The 22,609-nt window shown below is 67.7% G+C and carries 19 protein-coding genes; 6 read left to right on the top strand and 13 right to left on the bottom strand.

What is annotated here, in order from left to right; all coding sequences use genetic code 11:
- The 5 genes from HYU53_18640 to HYU53_18620 all read right to left on the bottom strand — a co-directional run.
- A partial coding sequence (locus HYU53_18640) for a PAS domain S-box protein (GenBank protein ID MBI2223212.1) occupies window positions 1-1,342 on the bottom strand: 1,342 nt, incomplete at its 3' end.
- A 247-nt stretch (window positions 1,343-1,589) separates the two neighbouring features.
- Window positions 1,590-2,384, bottom strand: a complete 795-nt coding sequence (locus HYU53_18635; protein MBI2223211.1) for an SDR family NAD(P)-dependent oxidoreductase — start codon at window positions 2,382-2,384, stop codon at window positions 1,590-1,592.
- 413 nt (window positions 2,385-2,797) lie between these two features.
- Complete coding sequence (locus HYU53_18630; GenBank protein MBI2223210.1) at window positions 2,798-3,511, bottom strand: hypothetical protein; 714 nt, start codon at window positions 3,509-3,511, stop codon at window positions 2,798-2,800.
- Between the two features lie 28 nt (window positions 3,512-3,539).
- Window positions 3,540-5,840 carry a fused MFS/spermidine synthase gene (locus HYU53_18625; protein ID MBI2223209.1) on the bottom strand — a complete coding sequence of 767 codons (2,301 nt, stop codon included), beginning with the start codon at window positions 5,838-5,840 and terminating at the stop codon, window positions 3,540-3,542.
- 130 nt (window positions 5,841-5,970) lie between these two features.
- Complete coding sequence (locus HYU53_18620) at window positions 5,971-7,017, bottom strand: succinylglutamate desuccinylase/aspartoacylase family protein (GenBank protein MBI2223208.1); 1,047 nt, start codon at window positions 7,015-7,017, stop codon at window positions 5,971-5,973.
- Between the two features lie 38 nt (window positions 7,018-7,055).
- On the opposite strand from HYU53_18620, the gene HYU53_18615 reads away from it, so the two are divergent.
- A complete protein-coding gene (locus HYU53_18615; GenBank protein MBI2223207.1) occupies window positions 7,056-9,314 on the top strand; it encodes a carbohydrate binding family 9 domain-containing protein in 2,259 nt (752 codons plus the stop codon).
- Here HYU53_18615 and HYU53_18610 read toward each other — a convergent pair.
- The 4 genes from HYU53_18610 to HYU53_18595 form a co-directional block, all read right to left on the bottom strand.
- Window positions 9,283-9,477 (bottom strand): DUF3079 domain-containing protein, encoded by a 195-nt coding sequence (locus HYU53_18610; protein MBI2223206.1) that lies wholly within the window; start codon window positions 9,475-9,477, stop codon window positions 9,283-9,285. The two genes, HYU53_18615 and HYU53_18610, sit on opposite strands and share 32 nt — an antisense overlap.
- Before the next feature lie 77 nt (window positions 9,478-9,554).
- A complete protein-coding gene (locus HYU53_18605) occupies window positions 9,555-11,279 on the bottom strand; it encodes a thiamine pyrophosphate-binding protein (protein MBI2223205.1) in 1,725 nt (574 codons plus the stop codon).
- A 4-nt stretch (window positions 11,280-11,283) separates the two neighbouring features.
- Window positions 11,284-12,789 (bottom strand): GMC family oxidoreductase, encoded by a 1,506-nt coding sequence (locus HYU53_18600; GenBank protein MBI2223204.1) that lies wholly within the window; start codon window positions 12,787-12,789, stop codon window positions 11,284-11,286.
- Window positions 12,779-13,168, bottom strand: coding sequence for a gluconate 2-dehydrogenase subunit 3 family protein (locus HYU53_18595; protein MBI2223203.1), 390 nt, complete (start codon window positions 13,166-13,168; stop codon window positions 12,779-12,781). Before HYU53_18595 ends, HYU53_18600 begins: the two co-directional genes overlap by 11 nt.
- Before the next feature lie 94 nt (window positions 13,169-13,262).
- Between HYU53_18595 and HYU53_18590 the strand changes: the two genes are divergently transcribed.
- The 3 genes from HYU53_18590 to HYU53_18580 are packed head-to-tail and all read left to right on the top strand — an operon-like array spanning window position 13,263 to window position 18,405.
- A complete protein-coding gene (locus HYU53_18590; protein ID MBI2223202.1) occupies window positions 13,263-15,344 on the top strand; it encodes a PAS domain S-box protein in 2,082 nt (693 codons plus the stop codon).
- Window positions 15,345-15,358: 14 nt separating this feature from the next.
- Complete coding sequence (locus tag HYU53_18585) at window positions 15,359-16,855, top strand: PAS domain-containing sensor histidine kinase (GenBank protein ID MBI2223201.1); 1,497 nt, start codon at window positions 15,359-15,361, stop codon at window positions 16,853-16,855.
- Between the two features lie 59 nt (window positions 16,856-16,914).
- Window positions 16,915-18,405: a response regulator gene (locus HYU53_18580; protein MBI2223200.1), complete on the top strand. Its 1,491-nt coding sequence runs from the start codon at window positions 16,915-16,917 to the stop codon at window positions 18,403-18,405.
- Window positions 18,406-18,435: 30 nt separating this feature from the next.
- On the opposite strand, the gene HYU53_18575 is transcribed toward HYU53_18580, so the two are convergent.
- Window positions 18,436-18,756, bottom strand: a complete 321-nt coding sequence (locus tag HYU53_18575) for a hypothetical protein (protein ID MBI2223199.1) — start codon at window positions 18,754-18,756, stop codon at window positions 18,436-18,438.
- 153 nt (window positions 18,757-18,909) lie between these two features.
- Between HYU53_18575 and HYU53_18570 the strand changes: the two genes are divergently transcribed.
- Window positions 18,910-19,128 (top strand): type II toxin-antitoxin system VapB family antitoxin, encoded by a 219-nt coding sequence (locus HYU53_18570; protein ID MBI2223198.1) that lies wholly within the window; start codon window positions 18,910-18,912, stop codon window positions 19,126-19,128.
- A complete protein-coding gene (locus HYU53_18565) occupies window positions 19,125-19,496 on the top strand; it encodes a PIN domain-containing protein (GenBank protein ID MBI2223197.1) in 372 nt (123 codons plus the stop codon). Before HYU53_18570 ends, HYU53_18565 begins: the two co-directional genes overlap by 4 nt.
- Window positions 19,497-20,618: 1,122 nt before the next feature.
- On the opposite strand, the gene HYU53_18560 is transcribed toward HYU53_18565, so the two are convergent.
- From HYU53_18560 to HYU53_18550, 3 genes are all read right to left on the bottom strand, one after another.
- Entirely contained in the window at window positions 20,619-20,897 is a 279-nt protein-coding gene (locus HYU53_18560) for a BrnT family toxin (protein MBI2223196.1), read from the bottom strand.
- A gap of 80 nt (window positions 20,898-20,977) precedes the next feature.
- Window positions 20,978-21,859 (bottom strand): hypothetical protein, encoded by an 882-nt coding sequence (locus HYU53_18555; GenBank protein MBI2223195.1) that lies wholly within the window; start codon window positions 21,857-21,859, stop codon window positions 20,978-20,980.
- Window positions 21,860-22,055: 196 nt separating this feature from the next.
- Window positions 22,056-22,349 (bottom strand): hypothetical protein, encoded by a 294-nt coding sequence (locus HYU53_18550; GenBank protein MBI2223194.1) that lies wholly within the window; start codon window positions 22,347-22,349, stop codon window positions 22,056-22,058.
- Window positions 22,350-22,609 lie beyond the last annotated feature (260 nt).

Raw genomic sequence — 22,609 nt, 5'->3', positions numbered from 1 at the left:
TGAGATCCACGACTTCCAGCCGCAGCACCTGCTTGCGGCTGAAGGCGAGGAGCTGGCGCGTGAGCGCCGCGGCGCGTCTTCCTCCCTCGAGGATGTGCTCCAGATCCGTCGCGGCCTGTGTTCCGGGCTGCGCCTGGCCCACCAGCAGCTCGCCGTACCCCATCATCGCGGTGAGGATGTTGTTGAAATCGTGCGCGATGCCGCCGGCGAGCTGGCCGACCGCCTCCATCTTCTGCGACTGGCGGAGCTGCTGCTCCAGCCGCTGCCGTTCGGTCACATCGACCACGACCGGCATCGTCCAGAGCGGCCGGCCGTCGGCATCGTGGATGAGGCGCACCGAGATCGAGCCCCACACCGTCGCACCGTCTTTTCGGACGTACCGCTTCTCCATCGCGATGTGGTCGATGCGTCCCTCGCGCAGATCGCGGATAGCCGCCAGCGAGGAGGCCCGATCGTCCGGGTGCGTGATGTCGGCGGCGGTCAGCTCCTTCAGCTCCGCTTCGGAGCGCCCCATCATCGCGCAGAACGCCTTGTTGGCCCGGTGAAAGCGGCCGTCGGCCGCCACCAGCGCCGTCCCGACCGGGAGGTCGTCGAAGACGCGCCGGAACAGGGCCTCGCTTTCCCGCAGCGCGTTTTCGACCTGGCGGCGCGCCGTGATGTCCCGCTGGATTGCGAGGAAGCCGGAGATCGTTCCGTCGTCGGCCGTAATCGGATTGACCAACACGTCCACGAGGACGAGCGTGTCGTCCTTCCTCCGGTTGATGAATTCATTGCGCACGCTGGAGCCTTCGAGCAGCGTCGCCCAGAAGGCGGCGTACGTGTCCCGATCGTACTTGCCTCCTTTCAGGATGCGCGGCGTGCACCGGCCGAGCACCTGCTCCGCCGCGTACCCGTACAACCGCGTGAACGCCGGGTTGATGTATGTGAACGTGCCGTCGCGATTCGTGACGAAGATGGCGTCGTCGGAAGCGTCCACCGCCCGGCGGAACTGGGTGACGTCGCCTTCAAGGCGCTTGCGATCGGAGATGTCGTTGATGATGCCGGTGACGAACCGCGAACCGTTGCTATCCACGAGGGTGGCAAAAATCTCCGCGTGGAACAGGATCCCGTCGAGGCGCTTCAGTTGCGCCTCCATCCGAGTCGAGCCCTCTCGTGCGAGTGCCCGCAGCAGACGCTCGCGGTCGCCGGGATCGGCATAGAGATCCATGACATCCCGCCCGATGAGTACGGATACGCTCGGGAACCCAAGAATCCTGGCCAGGTGTTCGTTGGCGGCCAGCACCCGGCCCTCCGGGCTGGTGCGGTAAGCGCCGGCGGGAACGAAGTCGAAAATTTCGCGCATGAATGTTCGAAAGCCCTCTCGCGGGAAACGTGCCAGCCCGCGACCTTGAAATATTCAACAAAACCCCGTGTGACATCGTGCGTGCGCGCTCGGATGTGTCGATGCCGCACACGTGTGCGCGGCCGGCGCGCCCCGCTACGTCTTCGGCCTGAGCGTCCGCTCCAGGAACTCCGCCGTGGCGGCGTTGACGCGCACCCAGGTGCGATACAGCAGGAAGTCGTGGATCTCGTCGGGGATGATCGGCTCCTCAGACCTTTCTGAGTCTCGGCGCGAGGAGCCGCGCGAGCGTCCTCATGGCCCACGGGGCGTGGCGCGCGAGCAGGACCATCAGCTTGCCATGGCCGGTGATCACGGCCTCGGGCCGCCGCCGATCGATCGCGCGGACGATCTGGCGCGCCGCGACGTGGGTGCGCACCCGCAGCCAGGCGGGCACCAGCTCGGGGTTCTCCGGGCGGAAGACGCCGTCGCGGCCGACCCGGCGAATCTCGCTGTCCACGAATCCAGGCGCGATCGTGGTCACCGAGATGCCATGGGGCCTGAGCTCTTCCCGGATGCAGTCGGCGAGCGCGCGCACGGCGAATTTGCTCATCGCGTACGGCGCCATGCCGGGCGAGGCGACGTATCCGGCGACGCTGCTCATGATGGCGAGCCGGCCTTTCGATCGCTCCAGCGCGTCGAGCGAGGCGTGGACGGTCCGGATGACGCCGAACACGTTCGTCTCGAACTGCCGGCGGAAATCGTCCATCGACAGCCGTTCGATGCGGCCGGTCGCTGCGAAGCCGGCGTTCGCGATGACGACATCCACCCGCCCGAACTCGCGCTCGGCGCGGTCGACCGCCGAGCGGAGCGCGTCCTCACGGGTGACGTCGCATTCGAGCGCGAGCGTCCGATGGCCGTGCGCGCCCGCGTGTTTCGCCACCGCGGCAAGCCGGTCGGTGCGCCGCGCGAGCAGCACCAGATCGGCGCCGCGCTGCGCGTATTCGAGCGCGAGCGCCTCGCCGATGCCGGAGGAGGCGCCCGTAATGAGGACCACGGGATTCATGTGGCCGCAGCATACCATCGGAGGTTTTCACCGCAGGGGACGCAGGCGCGGTGAGAGGACTAGCTCTGTGGCCGGCTCCGGCCAGTCGCGCCGAGGCGCGGGGCGAACTGCGGGCAGTTCTCGCATCGCCAGATCCGGCGGCACGACGAGCACTGGCACCAGGTGCCGTCGGGTGTGATGCCGACCAGGCGCGGGCGGCCGCGCCCGCACGCGCGGCACGTACATCCCTGGCGGACCGGCGCGTCTGGCTCCAACGGGGACATTGCGGCTCCCGGAAGCAATTACCGCACCCGTCGATTCTCTGGGAATTTTGTCGCCTGCCGCCGATAATCCGGCAAGAAAAGTGTGACAGTCACACTTCCAAAAGTGGGACAGTCACCCTTTTGGAAGTGTGACTGTCACACTTTTCCGCCTCAGCGCGCGAAGCTGCCGGCCAGCCGCCGCGCCCGGCCGACGAGCGAGCTGTCATGGACGCGGCGCTCCCACTCCGCGATTCCGTGCTCGTGGAACAGCACAAAGACATACCGCTCGCCGCGACGCGGCCCCTCGACCTCCCATGCCGCGCGCTTGCCGCCCTCGTCGAGGCGCGCCTGCTCGCCGCGCTTTTCCTTGAGGCACGCGAGCGCGTATTTCATGAGGGCGCGCTCGCTGCGGACGTGCCGCCAGCCAGGATGGCGGAGGAGGATGCCTCCCTCGAACAGCCCCGGCGTGATGAACTCGATCGTGAACGCCCCCATCTTCATGTCACAGCGATACTGCGCCGACACGGCGGACTTGCGCTGCGACTCGGGGCAGATCCACGTGTCCTCGTGCCGATAGAGCCCGAATCGCACCGGCATCTGCTTCGGCATCCACTCGATCTCCAGCACGTGCGGATCCCGGCGGCGGCGGCCGACTTCCACCGCGTCCGGCGAGTCATAGAACAGGATTTCGAGCGGCGATCCGGGCTCAATGGCAAATCGATCGCGCAGGTCGCCCGGCACCGGCGTCCCGGTAAACACGAGCGCCCGCCGCGTGACGATGCGGGCGCGCCAGTCGCTCTCGATGTGCACGGTGCGGGACAGCTCCGGGCAGATGACACCGCCGAACGGCACCTTGATGCCGATCCGGCGGAGCGCGGTTCTCATCCACCCTGCAGCCATGGTCCCCGCCCTTTCAGCGCGCGTTTGCCTGCGATGGTCGCAGGACGCTCAGAATGTTCGTGAAATCGTCGGTCCAGAGGGGTGTGCCCGCGTGCGGCTCGAGCGCGACCCACGCGGCGTTCGCCGCGAGCGGGCCGAGCCCGGCGCGCTCGCGCGTCATGACAATCCAGTGCGAGCCGATCTTGCCAGGGACGGGCGGCTCGTTGCGGTCGAAGCGATTCACCGCGACGAGGCCGGCGGCGCCGGCGAGCCGTGCCACGATGGGTGCGAGCACGAGGTGGCGATTGGACACGTGGAACAGCAGCGCGCCATCGGGCGACAGCTTCAACCGGTACAGCGCGAGCGCCTCGGCGGTCATCAGATGCATCGGGATCGCGTCGGAACTGAACGCGTCGAGCACGATCAGGTCGAACTCGCCGTCTGTAACGCGCGCCAGCGAGAGCCGCGCGTCACCCAGCGAGACGTCGCACCGCGGCCCGCAGTCGCCGAGGTAGGTGAAGAACCGCGGATTGCGCGCAATGCGTTCCACGGACGGATCGATCTCGAAAAACGTCCAGTGCTGGCCGGGCCGCGCGTAGCGCGCCAGGACGCCGGCGCCCAGGCCGATCACGCCGACGCGGTGGCCGGCGGCCGCCGGCAGGCTCGCGAACGCGTCGCCCACCGGCCCGGTCGAGTGGTAATACGACAGCGCCTCCTGCCGCCGCGCGGGGTCGAGCCGCTGCATCCCGTGCAGCGTCGTGCCGTGCAGGAGGTAGCGGTAGCCACCTGCCTCGTCGGTATGGACGCGGTACACGCCGAAGAACGTCCGCTCCGCGTACTCGGTCGCGCCCAGGCCGGCGTTGAAGAAGGTGCCGGCGGTGAGGATCATGGCGAACGCGAGCGCAAACGCGACCGGGCGGCGCGCGACCGTGAAGGCCAGCACGGCTGGCACCGACAGCGCCACCATGAACAGGCGCCCTGTCGGCAGCGCCTGGTTCGCCCACAGGACCGCGCCCAGGCTCAGCGTCGCAACGGCGGCGACGACGCCTCCGGCAATCATCGGCCGATCGATCCAGAGCGTCTCGCGGCCGATCCGTGTCCTCAGCAGGCACGCCGCCACGAGCGCGATCGGGTACTCCACGATTGTCGTGAACGCCACGGGGGCGACCAGCGAGTTGAACAGCCCGCCGAGCATGCCGCCGACGGCAATCCAGAGATAGAACTCCGTCAGGTGTTCCGTGGACGGGCGGCTCGCCGACAGATTGCCGTGGCACACCAGCGCGGCCGCGACGAACGCCGCGACGTTCAAGGCCATGGCGAGCGGCAGGGGCGCGCTCACGCGCCCCACCATGATCATCGCCATCGGCACGAGCGCCAGGGGGAGCAACCGGTCTGCCGCCGCGGTGGCCCGCACCGACCACCCGCCGAACGCGATGACGAAGGTCAGCAGGTAAAGCGACAGCGGCACGATCCACAGCAGCGGAATCGCGGCGATGTCCGTCGACAGATACGTGGTCAGGCCGAGCATGAGGCTCGACGGCACGCACGCGAGCGCCACCCACCGCGCGCGGATCGTCCACGTGAGCGCCGGGCGCGTGCCCGTCAGCGCGGCGCCGAGGGCGGCTTCCCGCACGCGTTCGTCTCGCGCGCGCGCAGGCTGCCGCCAGACGATCGCCGCGCACGCGAGCGCGAGCACGACGTACGCGACATAGCCAATTGTCCAGGCGCGGGCTTGCTGCTGCAGCGTGAGGTATGGTTCAACCAGCACGGGGTACGCGAGCAGCGCGAGCAGGCTGCCGAGATTGCTCGCGGCATACAGGAAGTACGGATCCTTCGCCGCGGGATGATCCGTCGTCGAGAACCACTTCTGCATCACGGCTGCAGACGTGGACAGGACGAAGAAGGGAAGGCCGACCGAGAGGAGCAGCACCAGCAGCAGCCACGCGACCGGGCTGCCGTCCGATGGGGGCGCCGAGAGCTGCCGGATTCCGAACGGCAGCGCGACGAGCGGCGCCGCCACGAGCGCCGCTTGCACCATCGACTGCCGCCGCACGCCCAGCCGCATCGTGCCATGCGCCCACGCATATCCCGCGAGCAGCATCGCCTGGAAGAACACGACACACGTGTTCCAGACCGACGGCGAGCCGCCGAGCAGCGGCAGCACCATCCTGGCGATCATGGGCTCGACGAGGAAGAGCAGGAACGCGCCGGCGAACAGCGTGGCCGTAAACACGGGCACGGCACGCGCCAGGCGAGGCCGGCTGGCGGCCTCCGGCGCCGCCAGCACGGCAAGACCGCGCCCCTCGGCTGCGGTCAACCCATCGACATATGGCATTTCTGGCATCCCGGACTGCAAAACCGTAATCCGCGTGCGCTCCGGCTCACGGTTTTGCGCATGTTTGGCGACTGCAGGGGGATGCCAAAGCAAAAACGGGGTCGCGCGACGTCACGCCGTCAAGGACCTCCTACCGCGAGCCAATCATCCCCAGCGGCTCCCCTTCGCTGACCGGAGGGGTCCCGACGACGTAGAGCATTTCGCCGTCGAACGGCGCGCGGATCTCCTCGAGGATCCGGCCGTGGAAGTCCGTGATGCGACCGATCAGTGCCCCTTTCGCGACCGTGTGGCCGTTCGCCACTTCAGCGTAAAAAATGCCGGTGACCCCGGCTCTCAGTACCTCGTTGCGTTCGATCCACACCGGAGCGGCGGCCTGCTGAGGACCGTCGGGGCGCATCCCAAGGTGGCGGAGCAGGCCGGCGACACCGCGTTGCACCAGGGCAATGTCTTCCTCTGTGACCCGCGCGAGCGCGCCGGTTTCCGTCGTCAGCGCCGGTTTGCCGCGGGTGATGGCCGTATTCGACAGGTAGAGCGACGCGTTCGCATCCGCCGGCCGCTCGCGATCGACGACGATGTGATCGAGTCCGAACGCCAGCGCCATGGCGCGCCCCGCTTCGGCGACCTTCGGGTCCCCCGTCGTGACCCAATACAGGTACGGCCGCAGCGATTCGTTGCCGTCCCCGCAGTGAAGATCGACGACGTGCGTGGCGCGCGCGATCACTTCGCGCGTGATCGCGTCGGCAATGCGCTCGGAAATCGTGCCGTCCGCTTTGCCCGGGAACACGCGGTTCAGGTTCTTGCCGTCGATTGGCGAGTAATACACCGTGCGCCCGAGGAACGACGGCATGTTCGCGACGTGCACCATGACGATCGCGCCCCGCAGCGTTTTCGGATCGATCGCCGTGCGCATCCGCTGGAGCGCGACGATCGGCACGTACTCCATCCCGTGCGTGCCGGCGACCAGCGCAAGGACCGGCCCGCCGGTCGCGCCGTTGATGATCGTGAAGGGGATCGTGCTGCCCGTGTCGCCGGGACGGGGCGCGACTTCCAGCGCTCCCGCCGCAATCGACCCCGGCGCGGCCGTCGTCGTGCCGATGGTGAGGGGCGCCTGCGCGGCGGCAGGCGTGTATGACACCAGTATCAGGGCCACGATCGCGACCAAAGAGACACACGGCATTGGAGCCTCCGGGCGCGGATTGTACAATGCACAGTTCGATGATTCATCCGCGCGCGATTCCAACCGCTGCGGCGACCGTGCTCGCCGTGGCATCGATGACAATGGCTCAGCCGATGTCGCCGGCGCCGGCTGTGGTGGCGGCAGACGGCCGTCCGAGCGCCGAGGCAGTCTCCGCCCCGTCGCGCCCGGTCCTTGACGGGGACGTCCTCGGCGACGCCGCCTGGGAGGCGGCCCCGCCCATCACGGGCTTCTGGCAGGAGCGGCCGGACGAGGGGCAGCCGGCATCCGAGCGGACGGAAGTGCGGCTCGTGTTCACCGACGACACGCTCTACGTCGGCGTCGTCTGTTATGACAGGAACCCCCGCGGCATCATCGTGTCGGACTCGCGGCGCGACACGCCGCTCGATGACACCGACAGCTTCCAGATGATCTTCGACACGTATCGTGACGGCCTGAACGGGTTTCTCTTCGGCACCAACCCCGCCGGCATCGAATACGACGGGCAGGTCACGAATGAAGGACAGGGTGGGGCGGGTCTTGGGCGCGGACAATCACAGCAGGCGGGATCCGGCGGCGGCTTCAACCTGAACTGGGACGGGGCCTGGGAGGTCCGGACGCGGATTACCGAGATTGGCTGGTCCGCGGAGTTCGCGATTCCGTTCCGAACGCTGCGGTTCCCGCCGGGGGCCGACCAGGTGTGGGGTGTCAACTTCCAGCGCAACATCAGGCGCCGCAACGAGCGTGCGTTCTGGTCGCCGATCCCGCGCCAGTACAGCCTGTATCGCCTTTCGCTTGCCGGCGACCTTTCCGGTGTTCGGACGCCGGCGTTCCGCAACTTCAAGGTGACGCCGTACGCGCTTGGCAACGTGCGGCAATCGGGAGAGCGCCCGGTGGACGCCGTGGTGCTCGGCGAGGTCGGCTTCGACGCGAAGTACAACCCGGCGTCCAGCCTCACGCTGGATGCCACGGTGAACACCGACTTCGCGCAGGTTGAGGTCGATGAGCAGCAGGTCAACCTCGATCGGTTCAACCTGTTCTACCCCGAAAAGCGCCCGTTCTTTCTCGAGAACGCCGGGTTCTTCTCGGTGGGCAACCCGGGAGAGATCGATCTGTTCTTCAGCCGCCGCATCGGCATCAGCGGCGACGGCAGGGCGGTGCCGATTCTGGGCGGCGCGCGGCTGTCTGGGAAGGCGGGCGCGTACAGCATCGGCGTGCTGAACATGCAGACCAGCGAGTTCGAGGAGCGGCTGCCCGGCAACAACTTCGCGGTGATCCGCGTGAGCCGCGACCTGCCCAACCGATCGTCGTTCGGCGCGCTGTTCGTGAACCGCCAGGGGATGGGGGATCTCGCGCCGGCGCGGGATCACAATCGCACCTACGCGCTCGACGGCAAGTGGGGCGTGCGGCAGCACACCGTGCTCTCGAGCTTCCTCGCAAGGACCGAGACGCCGGGCGAGGATCGGGACGATTACGCGTTCAATATCCGGTCGCGCACGAACGTGCCGCGGTTCGATCTCGAGATGGGATACCAGCAGGTGGCCGACGGCTTCAATCCCGAGGTCGGCTTTCTGAGCCGGCGGGGTTACCGGAAGCCGGACGCCCGCATCATGACGAGATTCCGGCCGCGTGATTTCTTCTCGGTCCAGGAATTCCGGCCCCACACGACGTATCGGGCGTTCTACGGGCTCGACGGTGCGCTGGAGACGATGTACTGGCACATCGACAGTCACACGGAGTTCCGGAACGGGTACGAGATCCACACGGGCATCAATCTCACGCGCGAGGGGGTGCGGACCCCGTTCGATATCTATCCGGGCGTCTCCGTTCCGGTGGGGGACTACGCGCACTCGGAGGCGCAGCTCGTGCTGATGACGAACCAGGGGGCGCCGGTCAGCCTGAACATGCAGGCGATCATCGGCGGGTTCTTCGGCGGCGATCGCGTGACGTGGAGCCCCACGCTGCGCATGCGCGCGGGAGACGCGCTCACGGCGGACGTCGCGTACCAGCGGAACGACGTCAACCTGCCGTGGGGAGCGTTCGTGACCAACCTGGTGCGCGCGCGCGTCAGCTACTCGTTCACGACACGCGCGTTCGTCCAGGCGCTCGTGCAGTACAACGATCGCGCGGACCTCTGGTCCGCCAACGTGCGGTTCGGCCTGCTCCAGGCCGCGAACACCGGGCTGTTCGTCGTCTATACCGACACGCACGCGCTCGACGATCTCTTCGCGCGCCCGGAGCGCACGGATCGATCGCTCGTCATCAAGTTCAGCCGGATGTTCGACCTGCTCGAGCGCTAGCCCGTCGCTCCGACCACTCGACCCAGTCATCGCCGAACAGCTCGACGGGGTGCGGCGTGCGGATCGTCCCGTTGCCGCACGCCAGGTCGTCGGCAGGGCAGTACTTGTCGCAGCCCCAGCAGATCCGCTCGGGATGCGCTGGTACGAGCGGAGCGGGTTTCACGGCCACGGGTTCACTATATGGGACGCGGGGGTGGGGGTCTTTGATCCAGAGCAAGCTGTGGGGCGGACCTTGCAGGCCTAGCCCAGGACCCGGCGCGAGGCGGCGCGCGCGAGCATGCGCAGCCGGTCGCCGAGCGGCAGGCGCCGCAGGGTGGTCATGACCACCCCGCGCGTGAAGTAGGTTTTTCGGGAGTAGTCGATCGCGGCCTCGACCATCACCGCGCGCCCGGCGCGGGTCGCCTGCAGGCCGCGCGCGAGCACCGCCGGCAGCTCCCCGTCGCGCGATGCCGAGAAGTACTCCGCGTTCACCGCCGCGGCGAACGCCTCCAGGCGGTACGGCGCGATGATGCCGCACGTGTCGCGATCGAGCGCGGTGCGCTGGAACTGCACGATCTGTCCCAGTTCGCCGTCGCGCAGGACGCACACGAGCGGCGCGGCCCGCAGGTGTGCCGCGGTCAGCAGCTCGAGGCCGGTCATCAGCAGCGCACCGTCACCGGCCAGCGCCACGACATCGCGATCCGGGTTCGCGAGCTTTGCGCCGATGGCGGCCGGCACGGCGTAGCCCATGCAGGAATAGTCGATCGGCCCGATGAACTGCCGCGGCTCGTCGAGCCGCAGGTGCTCCATCGCGAGGAACGTGCCGTTGCCGCTGTCGGTCGAGTAGATGGCGCGTGGCGCCGCCTGCTGCAACGCCGCGAACAACGCGGCGGGCGTCACGCGCCCCTCGCTCGGATGGCGCCGCCAGTCGTCCACCACGTCGCGATGACCGGCGGCAATGGCGCGCGAGGTGTCGTCTCGATCGCTCGTCGCGCGCGCCGACAGGCGCGGCAGGAGATCGCGGATGAATGCGGCCGCGTCGGATTCCACCGCCAGCCGCGCCGGGAAGTTCCGGTTGAACACCTCGCGGTTGATGTCCACGTGCACCAGGTTCGCCGGCGGCGTGAAGCCGTAGCTCGCCGTGCCCACCTCGGAGAAGCGGCAGCCGATCGCGAGCATCGCATCGGCGCGGTCCGCCGCGTGCCGCACGAACGGCGGCGCCGACCGGCCCACGCCATTCCAGAGCCACAGCGGGTGCGACTCGGGAAAGACCCCCTTGCCCTGGATCGTCGTCGCCACCGGCGCACCGAGCGCGTCGGCGAGCCGCACGAGCAGCGTTCCCGCGGCGGTCGCGCCGTTGCCGACGTAGAGAAGGGGATGCCGCGCGGCGTTCAGGATCGCCGCCGCCGCGGCGAGGTCGGCGTCGCTGGCGTGCGGCGGGCCCGGGGGGGGCGTGCGGTCACTCAGCTCCGCCACCTCCTGCGTCAACATGTAGAAGTCGGCGGGGATTTCCACCGCCACCGGTCCCGGCGTCCCCGATCTCGCGAGATCGAACGCGTGTCGAACGGTGGGGTAGATCTCCTGCGCCGATGCGGGCCGGAGCGCGGCCTTCGTGATCGGGCGCAGCAGCGCGAGCTGATCGATGTCGTGCAGTTGGAAGGCTCTGCCGGTGTCCGACCGGATGCCGCACGCCAGCACGACGAGCGGCACGTTGTCCATGAACGCCTCGGCGACTCCCGACAGGCAGTGCGTGAGGCCGGCGCCAGGCACCACGTTGACCACTCCGGTCGCGTCCGAGGTCCGCGAGACGCCGTCCGCCATGAACGACGCGCTCTGCTCGTCGGTCACGAGCACCGGGGTCACGCGCTCGGATCGGTCGAGCGCGTCGTACAGCTCGATGTTGTGCGTGCCGGGAATGCCAAAGGCGAGCCGCGCGCCGGCATCCTCCAGGGCTTTGACGACGAGGTCGGAACCGCGCAGCTTCATGGAGTCACTGCGGCAGCTCGGGCAGCCGGCCGCGAACGCGCTCGGCGACGCGGTCCGCCAGCGCCATGATGGTGATGTACGGATTGATTTCCGCGGATCCGGGGAAGAGGCTGGCGTCGGCGACGAACAGCCACGGCACGCCGTGCACGCCGCCCCACGCGTCGGTGACCGACGCGGCGGGGCCGTCACCCATGCGGCAGCCGCCCATGAGGTGCGCGCTCGACACGGAGACCTTGCCGGCCTTGAAGCCCTCGAGCGGGATCAGGTCGTCCAGCCGATCGCTGTCGCCGGCCTCGACGAAGAACGTCCGCCCCGCGGGCGCGTGCACGCGGCGGGCGCCCGACGCGAAAAAGATGCGCGCCGAGGCGCGCATCGCCTTGACGAGCGACGCGCGCACCGGCTCGGACAACCGATAGTCCACCACGGGCTCGCCGCGCCCGTTGACGGTGACGCGGTTCCCGGGCAGCGCGGCGTCGAGCGCGAGCACGAGGATCATCTGCAGCCGATCCATCGCGGACATCAACGCGCGCGGCTCGTCGCCAAAGCCCGCGAGGCTCTTCGCCGTGACGAACGGAAAGTACATGCAGGTCTCGAGGAGGAACCCCTCGGACTCCGCGAAATGGTCGGAGTAGTAGCTTTTCGGGTGGCCCGAGAAATTGGTGATGGGGTGGTCGTGCTGCCCGACCAGGATCAGCGCCGGATGACACGTGAAGTACCGGCCGAGCGCCTTGAGATCTCCCGCGAGCCCGGAACGCAGGAGGATCGCCGGACTGTTCACCGCCCCCGCCGCGACGATCACCGCCCGGGCGCGCACGCGGTACTCGCCGGGCTCCCACGCCGGCGGGTGGCCGATCGCCTCGCGTCTCACGGTCGCCCGCACCGTTCTCGCCGCCGGATCGATTCGGTCCACCGCGCAGTTGGTGACCACCGTGACGCCGTTTCGTTCCGCCTGCGGGAGCTGCACGCGGTGCGTGCCCATCTTGGCGCCGTTCGGGCATCCGAGGTTGCACAGACCGCTGCCGCGACACCCGTCGACGTTCACCGGAAACTGCTCGACCCGGTATCCGAGCGTGCGGCACGCCCCGGCGAACAGCCGGTTGTTGTCGTTGATGCACTCGTCCGGGAGCAGGTGCACGTGGTTCTCGGCGAAATACTTGCGCGACCGCCGCTGCAGGTCGTCGAAATCGAGGCCGCGGACGTTCCACTTGCGCAGCGTGCTCTCGCGAAGCGGGAGCGAGGTGCCCGTGTACACGACGGTCGATCCCCCGTAGGCGTGGCCGAAGGCGAGCGTCACGCTGCGGTCGCGCGTGAGCACGCCGCCGCCGTCGAAATACAGCCGCTCGGCCATCTCCAGCTCGCGGCCGGTATATTCCTCTTCCTTCAGCCGCGGGCCGCTCTCGAGCACGGCCACGCTCACGCCGTCGCGGCAGAGCGGCGACAGCGCCTTCGCCACGGTGCCGCCGCCGGCGCCCGACCCGATGATCGCGATATCCACCTGTTTATCGCGCATGGAACGGCGGGGCGCCGGCGCGCGCCGGGCGATAGCCGATCTCGGCCGCGGCCTCGGGACGCCCGTAATAGCCCATGAAGATCAGCGTCTTGACACCCCAGAACCCGTGCCTGAAAGGCGCGAGCGGCGAGTCGTGGAACCAGCGGAGGACGGCGTCCTGCTGCGCCCCGCGCAGCCGATCGAACGGGCGTCCGTAGCGCGCCGCGGGGAGCCATCGCAGGAGGTGCAGGAAGGCCGAGAGCTGGCGCCGGACCCGCGGCGGCCGCGCGGCCACCGCGCGCTCGACAATCGCGGCGACGCGCCGGCGTCCCGCCGCATCCAGATCGTGCAGCCCGGGCGCGATACGCTCGCCAACCGAGAGCAGGAACATCGTGTACATGACACGCGTGGCGGCTGATCATATCCCCGATTTGCGTGCCTCCGCACGGTCGTGCTACGGTGCCGAAACTGCTCTCATTTCCGGCAGCCTGATCATGGGTTGGCTCGCATTCGGGATCATTTACACGCTGTTGTACGTCGCGGCGAGCCTGGCGCTCGCGGATACCGGTGCGCTGTTCGCCTGGCTCCGTTTCGCGGCGCTGCTGCTGCCGCCGCTCCTGGGCATCGCCGTCATTGCGCGGCACCGCAGGCGCTGGTCGGGGTGCCAATGGCTGTTCTGGGCGGCGATCGCGCTGGGGCTCGCGACGGGTGCCATCGGCCACGTCGGCTGGTTCGTCGACGGCCTCCTGCTGCAGCGGGAAACGCCGTGGCTCGGCTGGCACGCCGTGTTCGTGCTGTTCGGAACCGCGGCGCCGCTGCTGGCGCTGCTCGCGCAGCCGCACCGTGGCGTCCGCGAGAAGGCGGCGCCCGCAATCGCCGTCGACATCGCGGGGATCGCGGTCCTCATCGGATTCCTCTACTCCTACGTGGTCACGGCGGAGGACCTGGTGGGGGGCGGCGCACCGTCGCGGGCATCCACCTTGTGGATCCTGGCGGTGCTTCAGCCCCTGGTGGTCTTCGCCGGCATGACCGCCGCCGCGGTGCTCGCCCGGCGCGACCCCTGGGGCGCGACGTATCGCCGGCTGGCACTCGGTCTGGGCGTCAACTTCATCGCGCTGATGCTCAGCAACGCCGGGATCGCCCAGGGGCTGTACCGCCCGGGGTCGGTCTACGACTTCATGTGGATCCTGCCGTTCATGTTCTACCCCTGGGCGGCCGCACACGCGCCGACGTCCGAGGGGGTGCCCCGCGAGGATGAGCCGACGGAGGTCGTGCCATCGCGCCCCTGGTTGATCCTGGCGGTCCTCGTGCTCATCCCGGCGATCGACTACACGCTGCGCGGCACCCTGCCGGGCGTGGTGACGGCGGGCACGCGCGATCTGGCGACGGCCGTGACGGTGGTGTCCGTGCTGCCGCTGCTGCTCGCGCGGCTGGCGGTCGAGCGGTCGCACCTGCGGCAGACCGACGACCGGCTGCGGCTGCTGGCTGCGGCGGTGGAGCAGGCGGACGAGCAGATCGCGATCCGCACGATCGACCGGACGTTCGTCTACGCCAACGACGCGTTCTGCCGCGCGCTCGGCTACAGCCGCGCGGAGCTTGCGACCCGCGACGCGGGCAGCCTGTTCGATCCGGCGTCGGCCAAGGCCATCGAGGTGGCACTGGCCGAATGCCGGAGCGGGCGCGCGTGGCGGGGCACCGTCGTGCGGCGCCGCTCCGACGGCACCACCTTCCCCGCGGCCGCGGCCGTGGTGCCCTTCGGCGACGAGCGAGGACGCACGACACACCTGCTCAGCGTCGAGCACGACGTCACCTCGGAGATGCAGCTCAGGGACCAGCTCATACACAGCGAGCGGCTCTCGGCGGTCGGGCAACTGGTCGCCGGCGTGGCGCACGAGCTGAACAACCCGCTCCAGTCGGTGATCGGTTACACCGAGCTGCTCCTCGACGGCGAGGAGCGCGAAGGCGCGCGCGCGGATCTCGACCAGGTCAAGCGCGAAGCGATGCGCGCCGCCCGCATCGTCCGCAACCTGCTGTCGTTCGTCAGGCGCGCGCCGGTCGAGCGCACCAACGAAGATCTGAATGCCGTCGTCCAGGCCGCTCTGGCGCTCCGGAGCTACGAGCTGGTCACCGCGAACATCACGATCGAGGAAGACTACGCGAGCGGGATGCCGCCGGTCTGGATCAGCCGCGAGGAGGTCCAGCAGGTCATTCTCAACCTGGTGCTGAATGCCGAGCAGGCGATGCTGCAGTGCCGGAACGCGGGCACGCTTCGCGTGAAGACGGGCGCCGCCGACGGGCTCGTGTGCGTCGAGGTGGCCGACGATGGTCCTGGCGTCCCGCCGGAACTGGCGCGGCGGATCTTCGAGCCGTTCTTTTCGACCAAGGAAGTCGGCGCGGGAACGGGCCTCGGCCTGTCGATCGGGCTGGGGATTGCCGCCTCGCACGGCGGCACGTTGGAACTGCTGCCCGAGGGACCGGGCGCCCACTTCGTGTTGAAGCTGCCTGTGCAACCGGTGCCCGACGCGGGCCAGGGTGATGCGGCCCGGGCCGCCGTCGCGACGGTGTTCCCGGGCTGAGGTCCCTGACGACCATGCGGCTGTTCGAAGCCCCGCCTTCATCGCGCGCCGCGCGGTGCGCCCTCGGTGTGCTGGTGGCGGCCGTCGCGACGCTCATCCGGCTCGTACTGGAGCCGGTGCTCCTCGACCAGGTTCCGTTCGCGTTTCACTTCGCCGCCGTCACGGCCGCCGCCTGGATCGCCGGCGTCCAGGGGGGCATCAGCGCGGTTCTGGCCAGCGCCGTACTCGTGGACTACGTCATCGTCCATCCGTTCCCCGAGTACTCCCCGGCGAATCATTTTTATGGCGAGCTGGTCTTCGTCGCGGTGGGTCTCGCGCTGGTCTGGCAGGTGGGGCGATGGCGCCGGGCCGAGCAGGCCGTGCGCGAGAGCGAGGCGAGGGCGCGCGCCATCAGCGAGTCGGCGAGGCGCGGCGAGGCGGAGATCGCCTCAATCTACGACTCTGCGCCGATCGGGCTGTGCATCTTCGATCGGCAGGGGCGGTTTCTTCGCATCAACAAACGGCTCGCGGAGATGAACGGCCCGCCGCCGGAGGCGCACATCGGCCGCACGTTCCGTGAAGTCGTTCCCGACATCGCGGACCAGGCGGAGCAGTTGCTGCGGAGGGTGCTGGAGACGGGCGAGCCCGCGATGAACGTGGAGATCCGCGGCGAGCTGCCGTCGCAGCCGGGAATCGTGCGGACCTGGTCGGAGCACTGGTTTCCGGTGCGGGACGAGACGGGCGCCATCGTCGGCGTGAACGTCGCGGTCGAGGAGGTCACCGAGCGGAAGCGCGTCGAGGAGGAGCTGCGGGAGGCCAACCAGGTGAAGGACGATTTCCTCGCCACGCTCTCCCACGAGCTGCGCACGCCGCTCAACGCGATTCTTGGGTGGGCGCAGATGCTGTCGCGCGGCGAACTGGACCAGCGCCTGACGCACCAGGCCATCGAGGCCATCTTCCGCAACGCCCAGGCGCAGAACCAGCTCGTGACGGACGTCCTCGACGTGTCCGGGATGATCTCGGGCAAGCTGCGCCTCGAGATCCAGGAGGTGGATGCCGTCGCCCTCCTGCGACAGGCGATCGAGTCCATGCAGCCGGCCGCGGACGCCAAGCGGCTGGAGCTGCGGATCGTCGCAGGCGTCGAACCGGCGATGATCTGGGCCGATCCGGGCCGCCTGCAACAGGTCATGTGGAACCTGCTGTCGAACGCCGTGAAATTCACCGAGCCCGGCGGGTGCATCACGGCGCGGATCGCGCGTGGCCCGTCCACGCTGGACATCACCGTGACGGATACCGGCATCGGGATCAGGCGCGACTTTCTCCCGCGCGTCTTCGACCGCTTCTCGCAGGCTGGCGGGTCCACCTCCCGGGAACAGAGCGGCCTGGGACTGGGGCTGTCAATCGTGCGGCACCTCGTCGAGCTTCACGGCGGAACGGTCTGCGCGATGAGCGAGGGGGAAGGGCGTGGCTCGACGTTCACCGTCACGCTGCCGGTCGGCGTCGCGCGGCCTCAGGGGTCCCCGGTCGCCTGAACAGCCCCTACCTGTGCTATCGTCCCCCCGCGGCCACACAACGACCTTGCGGGGGGGCGATGTCTGCAGCCGAACAATCTCTTCTCCAGATCTCGATCGAGCAACTGCTCGAAGGCGTGCAAATCATCGGCTTCGACTGGAAGTACCTGTACCTGAACGAGACTGCCGCGCGACACGGCGGCCAACCACGCGAAACCCTGGTGGGCAAGACGATGATGTCCGCCTATCCGGGGATCGAGCGGACCGAGCTGTTCGAAGTCCTGAAGCGCGTCATGAGGGGCCGCCGGTCGGAGCGGATGGTGAACGAGTTCGCCTATCCGAGCGGCGAGCGGCGCTGGTTCGAGCTGCTCATCGAGCCGGTGCCCGACGGCATCTGCGTCCTCTCGGTCGACGTCACCGCGCGGCGCGAGGCTGAGCTGAAGCTCCAGCAGGCCCAGAAGATGGAGGCCATCGGGCAGCTCGCCGGCGGGCTGGCGCACGACTTCAACAACATGCTCACCGCGATTCTGGGGTACGCGGAGCTGATCAGCGGGCAGATTGGACCGGACAAGCCGATCGGGCGAGACCTGCAGGAGATCGTGGTCGCGGGGCAGCGCGCCGCCGCGCTGACGAGGCAGCTCCTGACGTTCGTGCGGCGGCAGACGCCCAAGCCGGCCGCGCTCTCGCTGAACACCGTCGTCGAGACGCTCGAACCGATGCTGCGCCGCCTGATCAGCGAGAACATCAGCATCCGCCTGTCGATGGATCCCGCCACGCACGGCGTGTGGGGGGACTCGTCGCAGATCGAGCAGATCCTGATGAACCTGGTGTTGAACGCGCGCGACGCGATGCCGGACGGCGGCACCGTGACCATCTCCACGCGCAACGCGTCGCTCGACGAGGAGTACGTTTGTCATCACCCGGACGCGAAGCCGGGCGAGTACGCGGTGCTCGGCGTGGCGGATGACGGGGTCGGGATGACGCCGGACGTGCGCGATCGAGCCTTCGACCCGTTTTTCACGACGAAGGGGCAGCACGGCACCGGTCTTGGCCTTGCCGTCGTGCGCGACGTGGTCAACCAGCTCGGGGGGCACGTCCTGGTGTACAGCGAGGCGGGCCACGGGGCGGTGTTCAAGATTTACCTGCCGAAGACGGATCAAGCGGTGCCTTCCGCGCGTCCGGCGCGCCAGCAGATCTCGTCGCCGGTGGGGCACGAAACCATCCTGGTGGTCGAGGACGAGACCGCGCTGCGATCGTTCGCGTGCACCGTCCTCAGGCGTCATGGCTATCACGTTCTGGAGGCGGCGTCGGCCGAACTGGCGCTCGCGCTGGCCGCGAGCAAGCCGGGCGCCGTCGACCTGCTGCTGACCGACGTCGTGCTGCCGGGCATCGACGGGACGCAGCTCGCACGGCGGATCCGCTTCGACGGCTCCACGCCGCGCGTGGTGTTCATGTCGGGCTACGCGGAGCCGGTCGGGCCGGCGCTCCCCTTCGAGGCGGTTCTGCTGGAGAAGCCGTTCACCGCCCACGCGCTGCTGACGCGGGTCCGAGAGGTGCTCGGTGACGAGTGAGCGCCGGACGCCGGCCTGCGCGCGGACGCGCTAGGGCCTGACGACCGCGCCGCCTCTCTTCGCGTGGATGGAGTAGATCGCGCCGAGCGGCAGTGCCAGCTCCTCGCGCGTGCGTACCAGCCGGACCATCACGCGGTCCCCGGCAAGCCCCGCGAACTCCGCCTTCAGCACCTGGTTGTCCATCAGCTTCAAGGTGACCTGGGATCCCGGCGCCAGCCGGGCCGCGAACACGGCGACGAGATCCGGAATCGGAGCCGGATCGGTCACATGAACCGCCGCCTGCGGCGACGGCAGCAGTGGACACACGCAAGGGGCGAGTGTGAGCGCAAGCACAAGGGTCCACCCTGCCATGGGCACCTCCTGGAAAGGGTCATTTATTAAGACGCATGGTGGGGGAGGGAGGTGACAGGGGGGCCGTGACCTCTTGCGGCAGGCCGGGGCCGTGCGCCGCGTCCGGTCGCGATACGGATAATCCAGCCATATCAATATGGCATAATCGTATGTATGAAGAAGACCCTCCACATCGACGAGCACCTCTTGAAAGAGGCGAGGACGGCGTCGGGGGCCGGGACCGACACCGACACCGTTCGGCTTGGCCTCGAGGCGCTGGTCCGTCACGCGGCGTATGAGCGTCTTCGGGCCCTTCGCGGGTCGGAGCCGCGGGCACGCGGTACTCGACGCCGGCGCGAACGGGCTTCATCCGCGAGGCACCCGGCTGCATGATCGTTCTTGTCGACACCTCCGTCTGGATTGGCTTCCTGTCCAATCGAGCGCCGTACGCCGTCGAACTGGACTGGCTCTTGGGGCGCGAGGAAGTGAGCGGCCACGACTTCGTCTATGGAGAGCTGCTCATCGGCGGCAAGGGCGGGCGCAGGCAGATGCTGGCAGACTACGCCCAGATGCACCAGGCGCCCGTCGTGCTTCACGCGGATGTCGTCGCCTTCGTGCGGGATCGTCGACTGCACGGGCGCGGTATCGGCTGGATCGATGCGCACCTGCTGGCGTCCGCGCTGGTCGGCCGCTTGAAGTTGTGGACGGCCGATCGGCGATTGGCGACGGCGGCCGGGGAGTTCGGGGTCGGCTACGACTGAACCATCGCAGGCTTGCGCTTCGCATTTCGTTCGTCGGTGTTCGTCCTACAAGACTGCTTCTCTCTTGATCCGCCCGCAAACGATCAGCAGAATCATCGCGTTCGCCGCCTCCCCCACTAGATGAAGCTCGAGGCGCAGCGGCGCACCGCGTCGCCGCGCCGGAGGGTAGGATGACCCCGACCCGTTGTCTCACAGCCTTGCTGGCGATCGTAAACGCGGTGGCCCTCAGGCGCAGACAACGACAGGATCGCAGGCGGCGGGAACCGGGCGATCTTCCTGCTGAGGGAGCGAAGTGCGCGGTTATGGAGGATGCTCGAGGAGGCGATCGTCGTGCGCGACAACGCCGCTGATCGTGGCGCTGCGTGGGGCACGAAGCCACAGCGACCGAAGCCGTGGCACGTGCAATCGCCTGGCGGCTTGGCCTTGGGCCGGGAGACGAACCTCCGCCGCGGCTGATCGAGGCGGACGAGTCCAGAGTGCGGGAGGTGTCGGAGAACCGAAAGCGTTGCCTCGATGCGCTTCAGACAGCGCATGAGAACTGGTGGCGAAGTTTCAACGAGCGCAGGCAGTGTGAATGGAAAGGTGGAGAATCCTCGAGAACGTTATGGGCGTCAGCTTCGGCTGAGATGTCCGTGCCTAGAGTGAGGCAGCTCCGCGACGCACAGAAGTCTGGCGGTACCCAACCCGCGAATATCAGCAGCGTCAACCGTCGCTGAAACACGGTGCCGCCGGAAAGACCGACGAACGAAGACTGAGAACGAAACCCGGGACTCACCGTCGTGGGGACGGGAAGGGTTTGCTTACTTGACAAGTGACAGCCATATCAACGTTCGGGCTCACCCGCGGCTGCTCGGCGCCAGTCCGCAGCCGTCGGGTGCAGCCGGATGCTATGCCGTCCGTTTGTGCCGCGCCTTTGGGCGAGGCGCGACGCGAGCAAGCCTGGCGAGCGTGCGTAGCGCCTCATTGACCGCCTGGCTGTCTGGAAAAAGCTGAGCCACGTCCGGTTCGAGAAGCACCACGTTCGTACCCTTCGCATACCGCGCGGCCGTTACGCCCCGCACGGCGTTGGAGAAGTCGTACTCCGGGCGCATCGTGTCGGCATCAGCCGCCGATTTCCTTGCCTTAGTCGTTTTCATATTTCCGCCTCTCAGGGCCCGTGGCCAATCGGGCGCTGATGATCCGTGTCCGTGGCGACCGCTCGGCATACGAGACCACCACGATCCTCGAAGCGCGCGACATCCCGAGTACCAGGAAGCGCCGTTCGCCCTCGGAATGATCAGGATCCGGCATGTTCATGGCCAAGTTGTCGCCGAAGACGGTGGTCGCCTCGTCGAAGGAGACGCCGTGATCCTTGAGGTTCGAAGCTGCCTTCTTCGGATCCCATTCGAAGCTGTACGCCACGTCGCTATCTTATCGTCGTCTCGATCGTTCCGAGACGTGATCGGCCTAGACGTCAGATTTCAGCCGCGGCGGCGCACCGATCACCGGCCGCTGTCGGCTGCAAATCGTGTTAGCCCCGCTCGTTTTCGCTTTCGACGATCTGTTTGCCAGGACTCGATGCAGTGATCAAAGAATTTCATCGTGTTGAAATGCTTCGACTCAGTGCCTTTTGGAAACCTATGCTGGGTCAAGAGAGACAGACATTTCGCCCTAGGGTCGTCGCCGTCGGCTACAGGTGTCAGACTCGGTACGACGAACGCTTTCGGCCAGTTGACTGCCTTGAGATTAAGAGGCGGGAGATTCTTGAGGGGGACGGCATAGTCGATGAGGACGTGACCCACAGTGCCGTGGCCCCGCTCCACCAGAGCCTCGATCGCCAGCGTGGCGTGCGGAGTGGCATTTATGCCAATCCAATCGGCTGAATCGTACCACGCGGCGGCATCGGTCACCGCAGCCCCCATGACAGTGTTCGTGTCGTCATCGACGTAGAACATGCCCAGTGACAGAGATCCCCGAAACAGGATGCCCTGTGCCAGAGAATCTACCTCGAACTTTCGCAGCAACCGACAGAAATGCTCGACGTCCTCCAGCGTTGCAGCCCCGTCTGTCCTATATACGATGAGAACGGTGTCGTTGAAGGTGAATGTCGATACGACATCTTCGCCGATGTCGCCTCGAACCTCCTTGGCATTAGCCTTGCGCCGCAACAATCTCAGAACTCGATCGCGAGAATCAAGAAACTTCGATATCTCGGGATCTGAATAGCTCGACGCACCGAGTGCATCGAGGATCGTAATCAAACCCTGTTGTTGATCCATGCGTATTGCCAATCGATTCAGCGAGCTAGCGGCAGGCATCAGCCGCGGCGTGCACGCGCCCATCGCGCCGTCGGCCGCATGCCGTGTGAGGCCCCAGTCGATCAACTTGCCCGGCGTTTCGCCAAGAGTGCTCGGACGGCTGGAACGAGCTTGACCGGTATTTTCATCACGGTCGTCGTCGTTGACCGGTACGACGCTTCGTCCTCTGCCACAGCCTCGATGTCGGACTGCGCCTCGTAATGGTCGAGGACCCGTTGCACTCGTGCGTTGTTCCAACCTGGTGGGAATCGGTTCTGTTTCTTCATGGCTTCTTCCCTTGTGACGACTTCTGACGCCGCCGCAAGGCCTTCTGGGCCTTCTCGCCGAGTTCGTACGCCGTGATGACGAACACCGAGCCCGGCGTTGGATCCGGCACGTAGATCACTCGCAAGTACCGACCTGCCTCGGTTTGACCGAGCGCGATCCGTGATCCGTCACGACCAGCACGGTCCTCCATCGGCCGCGCCAGGACATCCTGCACTTCTTCCTCAACGACCGAGTGGCCGTAGATGTGGGGTTGACCCGTCGCTGGATCGATGTAGAACCGGACCGTCACTCAGGAGATTCTACGCTTGTGCCAGGGTTTCCGACATCTCGCAGCGATTGGATTTGAGGCCAACGCCCGGCATCAGCCGCGGCGGCGCTCATCATCGCACGCGTCGCCATCGGCTGCATTGATGGTATGGACTCCTCCCCGTTCATTCGCGGCATCATGTGCCGTGATGAAGGCTTGGGTTCAACAAGCTGAACGAAGAGGAGGCCGACATGGATGCTACGACGGTGGCGGTGGACTTGGCAAAGGATGTCTTTCAAGTG

Source organism: Acidobacteriota bacterium, assembly GCA_016184105.1.
Classification (GTDB): Bacteria; Acidobacteriota; Vicinamibacteria; order Vicinamibacterales; family 2-12-FULL-66-21; genus JACPDI01.
This window is presented reverse-complemented; position numbering and strand designations above follow the sequence as displayed.